The sequence below is a fragment of the Halothiobacillus sp. genome (assembly GCF_027346185.1).
Classification (GTDB): domain Bacteria; phylum Pseudomonadota; class Gammaproteobacteria; order Halothiobacillales; family Halothiobacillaceae; genus Halothiobacillus.
Genome location: NZ_DAIESY010000049.1, coordinates 1 through 5,533, shown reverse-complemented (window position 1 = coordinate 5,533; position 5,533 = coordinate 1). Strand labels below are relative to the sequence as shown.

Annotated in this window: 5 protein-coding genes; 1 reads left to right on the top strand and 4 read right to left on the bottom strand. The window is 57.8% G+C overall.

Annotated elements, in window-relative coordinates; all coding sequences use genetic code 11:
• The first annotated feature begins 294 nt into the window (after positions 1–294).
• Complete coding sequence (locus tag M7R55_RS03645; protein WP_298218603.1) at positions 295–2,136, top strand: sensor domain-containing diguanylate cyclase; 1,842 nt, start codon at positions 295–297, stop codon at positions 2,134–2,136.
• 93 nt (positions 2,137–2,229) lie between these two features.
• On the opposite strand, the gene M7R55_RS03640 is transcribed toward M7R55_RS03645, so the two are convergent.
• The 4 genes from M7R55_RS03640 to rph form a co-directional block, all read right to left on the bottom strand.
• The gene (locus M7R55_RS03640; protein WP_298218601.1) at positions 2,230–2,943 is read right to left on the bottom strand and encodes a tRNA threonylcarbamoyladenosine dehydratase; all 714 of its coding nucleotides are present in this window, start codon (positions 2,941–2,943) and stop codon (positions 2,230–2,232) included.
• The gene (gene hemW / locus M7R55_RS03635) at positions 2,936–4,129 is read right to left on the bottom strand and encodes a radical SAM family heme chaperone HemW (protein WP_298218599.1); all 1,194 of its coding nucleotides are present in this window, start codon (positions 4,127–4,129) and stop codon (positions 2,936–2,938) included. Before hemW ends, M7R55_RS03640 begins: the two co-directional genes overlap by 8 nt.
• A gap of 182 nt (positions 4,130–4,311) precedes the next feature.
• Positions 4,312–4,914, bottom strand: a complete 603-nt coding sequence (gene rdgB / locus M7R55_RS03630; RefSeq protein WP_298218597.1) for an RdgB/HAM1 family non-canonical purine NTP pyrophosphatase — start codon at positions 4,912–4,914, stop codon at positions 4,312–4,314.
• On the bottom strand, positions 4,911–5,533 hold a 623-nt coding region (gene rph, locus M7R55_RS03625; protein WP_298218595.1), incomplete at its 5' end, for a ribonuclease PH. The genes rph and rdgB, both read right to left, overlap by 4 nt.

Here is a 5,533-nt window from a genome sequence, read left to right as displayed (position 1 = left end):
ATAACCCTTGACTACGCGTCACGTCGCATTTCATTCTGCCAGCCCACCGTCGCGATCACGCGGGAATACATCAGCAGTTAAGCCAGCCTCTTGAAGCCTTGTTACGCGGACTGATGGCGTCATGATCAGCAGGAGTTGTCCCCTATTCTTTGTAGACACATGATTACATGATGTTTTTTATGATGGTGAGGCGGATTGCGGGAAGGGCTCCGTGTCACATCAACATGTGTTACATCCATTCTTGATAATATGCTTGGCCGGTGGTATCGTGAACGGTAGAAGAGGCTCGCGACGATGAACGAACAAGACGACAACGATCGGCAGGATGATATGGATTTGTCGCACGAACCTTTGCATTTGTATCGGGCGCTGCTGGCGGCAAGCACGGCTGTGGTACAGGGTAGCACTCCGGAAGCGGTGCTGGTGTCGATGTGTGATGCTTTGGTGGCTTCATCGACGCATATTTGCCTCGCCTGGATGTATATCGGCAACCCCGATAACGAGGTTATTTGCCCGTCCTATTCGACAGGCAAGGCGCGTGAATATACCCGTGATCTGGTGATCGATCTTTCTCCCGTCGCCATGCAGGGGCCGACGCGGCGTTCACTGGCGATGAATCAGCCTATGGTGGTCGGGGTGCGTGACGATGCGAGTTTTGCACCCTGGCGCGAACGTGCCCTGCAGTATGGTATGCGGGAGGCGCTGACCTTGCCGGTAGGTGACCCATACCTTTCCCCGCGCGGGCTTGTGGTGATCTTTGCCGACGTGGAAGATTATTTCGATCGCGTTGGCATGGCGCCTTTTACGGTATTTTCCCAACTGGTGACGATGGCGCTGGAGCAGACCCGATTGAAGATGTCGTTGGAGACACAGGCCTCCGTCGACCCGCTGACCGGGGCGCTGAACCGGCGCGCGATGCAGGAAGTGTTGTTGACCGTGCATGCCTACGCCCGACGCAGCAACAAGCCATACAGCGTTCTGCTGCTCGATCTGGATCGGTTCAAGATGATCAATGACAATTACGGTCATGATCTGGGTGACACCTTGCTGCGCGATGTGACGGATGTAGCCAAGCGTACCTTGCGTTCGAGCGACTGGCTTTGCCGCTGGGGCGGCGAGGAGTTTCTGATCGTATTGCCGGACACCGATCAGACTGGTGCGTTGACGGTGGCTGAGCAGATACGCGAGGCAGTGGCGGACATCGGCGTCACGTTTCACAATCAGCGCATCAAGACAACCGTCAGCATTGGCGTGGCCTGTTGCCCGCAGGACGGGGACAGACCGGAATTCCTGATCCGTCTTGCTGATGCGGCCTTGTATGAGGCCAAAAAGAGCGGGCGCAATTGCGTGGTGAGCGCACGAAATGCGCGGGCAATTTATTCTATCGCGGCAAAACTGCATGAGGCGGTGGAATCGGGGCGCTTGCGTGCCGCATATCAGCCTATCATGCAGCTGTCGACCGGCAAGCAGGTGGCCGAAGAAGCGCTGGCGCGCATGCTGGACGAACAGGGACAGGTGACAGCAGCTGCCGATTTCATCGAGACCGCCATCGAGATGCAACTGACGCATCTGATTGATCACGAAGTCATCAGTCAGACTATTCGTCGCTGCACCAGCAATTTGCATGGCGGGAGTGAACCCCTGACGCATTTTGTCAATGTATCAGCGGGGTTGCTGTTGTATCCGGATCTGACCACAGCCTTGTTTGCGCAAGCGCAGGAGGCGTGCGGGCAGTGCGATACCGACTCGTTGGCCTCCACCAAGCCATTGGTGCTGGAAATCAATGAAAAACAGGTATTTGGCGATATCGAGGCAATCAAGATGAAATTATTGCCATTTGTCGGGTTAGGCATACGGTTGGCCATCAACGGGTTTGGCGGAGGGTGTTCTTCGTTTCGTTATCTGGCGGATTTGCCCATCTCGTTCATCAAGATCGATGGCGAGTTGGTGCGCAGGGCGCGTGACAAGCGCATACGTTCCATCATCAAACGTATCTGTGATATCTCCGGCGACCTTGATCTGGTGACAATCGCGCAATTCGTGGAAGATGCCGACACGCTGGATATCCTGCGCGAACTGGGAGTCGACTGGGGTCAAGGTTATCTGTTCGGTCGTCCGGTTCTGCCTGGCGACTGAGCCGGTAGTCTTCTCGCCAGGCCGCCGTCGCGGCCACGTGGGAATAGATGGGAATAGATCAGCGCTTCCTTATGGTACACGCTCGCGCCGGGATCAGAGCTGGTGTTCCAGCAAATGGCGAACGGCGACGCTGGCCAGTATCAGGCCGAACATGGGTGGCAGGTAACTGATGGTGCCATTGGTGGGTCGGTCGTCATCGTCCTGGCGCGGGCGTGGAGGGCGCGGCGGTTCGTCGGAGTATACGGTTGGTATGCCGTTCAGGATGCCCTGGTTGCGCAAGCCTTGCCGTACGATGCGCGCTAGCGGGCAGGATGTGGTCTGGCTGATATCGGCCAGACGCACCCGTGTCGGATCGATTCGGTTGCCCGCACCCATGCTCACCGCCACCGGAATGCCTTGCCGATGCGCATGAACGATCAGCGCCAGTTTGCTCGGTACCGTGTCGATGCAGTCGATGACGAAATCGGCATTGGCAGGCATAAAGTGCGCTATGTCGTCCGGGGTGAGAAATACCTGATGAAGAGCGACCTGGCAGGCCGGGTTGATATCGGTGATGTGCGTGTGCATCACATCGGTCTTGGCTTTGCCCAGGGTGGATTGCGATGCAACCAGTTGCCGGTTGATGTTGCTGTGGGTGACTACATCGCTGTCGATCAGGGTCAGGCGACCGATCCCTGCGCGGGCAAGGGCATCGGTACATTGACCACCGACACCACCCAGACCAACCACGACCACATGGCAGGTAGCAAGACGTTCAAGAGCCGTATCGCCAAGTAGAATCCGGGTGCGCTCAAAAATATCAGGCATATTCATGGTCGGGCAGAAATAGCTCCAGTAGATCGTTGAGAAAGCGCTGTCCGCGCAAGGTTGGCGCGAGGCGCGAGGTGTCACGGCTTAACAGGCCACGTTGTTCGGCCTGGCGTAGGGCGTGTTCCAGTATGTTCAACGGCAGGTTCGTGCGTTCGGTGAACAGGGCGACGTCCACGCCATCGACAAGGCGTAGTGCATTCATCATGAATTCGAATCCGGTTTCTTCCCGCGTCAGGCGGCGTTCGTTCAATACCGGTTGGTCATGGGCGCATTGCTCCATGTAGTGGCGCGGATGCGGTTGCCGCTGCTGGCGCAAAATGCCAAGTTGACCGGACAGCTTGCTGTGCGCGCCTGCGCCAATACCCAGATAATCGCCGAACTGCCAATAGTTGAGGTTGTGACGCGACATGCGCCGCTGACGCGCAAAAGCCGATGTTTCATAATGCGCGTAGCCAGCGGCGGCCAGATATTGTTCAATGTTCTGCTGCATGTCAGCGCAGGTGTCGTCATCCGGCAGCACGGGTGGCCGCAAATGGAATGTAGTATTGGGTTCTATGCTCAGGTGGTAGCATGACAGGTGCGACGGCTGAAAACTCAGTGCTTCGTGCAGGTCGGCAAGGCAGGCTTCCATGGATTGATCCGGCAGACCATACATCAGGTCCAGGTTGAAGTTGTCGAAGTGGGCGGCCGCCATGTCGATGGCCATGCGGGCTGAGTGGCTGTCGTGGACGCGACCCAGCGCGGTCAGATGGCGGTCATTGAAGCTTTGTATGCCCAGCGACAGGCGGTTGACGCCAGCGGCGCGGTAGTCAAAAAAACGCTGGGCTTCGGCGGTTCCGGGGTTGGCTTCCAGCGTGATTTCGGCTCCAGGTTCCAGCGGCAACAATGCGCGCACGCCGCACAGCAGGCGATCGATGGCCGCGCCTGAAAACAGGCTTGGCGTACCGCCGCCAATGAATATCGATGTGATGCGTCGTCCCCAGATGAGGGGTAGCGCCAGTTCCAGATCGTGCAGCAGCGCACTCACATACTCCTGTTCCGGTATGTCGGCTGGGGCATGATGCGAATTGAAATCACAATACGGGCATTTGCGCACGCACCATGGAATATGGACGTACAGCGACAGCGGCGGCGGGGTTGCCGGAATTGGCAGGTAGTGGGCGTGCAGGATGGCACTGTTCATGCAGGCGCCCGGGTTGTCACAAGGGGTCGTTTGTCCTGAACCTGAAATAAGGTGTCGTCCGGTCGCATTGGTGTCGGAGTTGTGAAGGACCAGCGCCAATTCTGCGACATTCTGACATTAAAAGCAAGAATTTCGCCGGAATTTTGTCAGAACTTTGTCAAGATTTTGCCCCGGTAATGATGTTACGATATGGATTGTTCCTGCAGGCGTGCGGCGAGTTGATGCAGTGCTATCGCACGGTGGCTCAGACGGTTCTTTTCAATGGGGTCGAGCTCGGCGGCGGTTTTTCCTTGCGCCGGCAGAAAAAAATGCGCGTCGTAGCCGAATCCATGCTGACCGCGCGGGGTATCGATGATTTCCCCATGCCAAACGCCCTCGGTAATGAGGGGTTGCGGATCGTGCGCGTGACGCATCAGTACCAGCACGCAGTAGTACCAGGCTGTTCGATCATGAATGCCGTGCAGATTGGCGATGAGGTGGTGGTTGTTGCGTTGGTCGCGGTGCTCGATGCTGCCTTCCGGCGCATAGCGGGCAGAATGAACGCCGGGAGCGCCGTGCAGGGCGGCGACACATAGCCCGGAATCGTCGGCCAGAGAGGGCAGACCGGTCTGCTGTGCGGCATGTCGTGCTTTGGTCAGCGCATTTTCCACGAAAGTCGGGTGGGGTTCGTCGGCCTCGGGTACGCCCAGCGTATTTTGCGGCAATAAGGTGAAGCCGAGTGGGGCGAGCAGGGCATCCAGTTCGCGCAGTTTGCCGCTGTTGCCGCTGGCAAGAACCAGTTTCATGTTGGGCTCCCAGGTGCGGCAAGTACGCGATGTTGTACGGCGATAATCTGCTGGATGCCCTGTTCGGCCAGGGCAAGTAATTGCTGTAGCTGTTCGCGCTGGATGGGAGCGCCTTCTGCCGTGCCTTGTACTTCGATAAACGCTCCTGCTTCTGTCATGACGACATTCATGTCGGCATCGCAGGCGCTGTCTTCGGCGTAGTCCATATCGAGGACGGGGACGCCGTTGAAGATGCCGACCGAAACTGCCGCCACAAAATGCCGAATTGGAGAGATGGTGAGTTCGCCATGGTCCATCAAGCGCTGAATGGCATCATGGGCAGCGACGAAAGCGCCGCTGATGGCTGCGGTGCGGGTGCCGCCATCGGCCTGGATGACGTCACAGTCGATGCGCAGCGTGCGTTCGCCCAAGGCATCGAGATTGATGGCAGCGCGCAGGGCGCGGCCAATCAGGCGTTGAATTTCCTGTGTGCGGCCGCTTTGTTTGCCGCGCGCGGCTTCGCGATCCATGCGTGTCGAGGTTGATCGGGGTAGCATGCCGTATTCGGCGGTAAGCCAGCCTTGATTTTTGCCCTTGAGAAAACCGGGTACCGTGTTTTCGATGCTGGCGGTGCAGATGA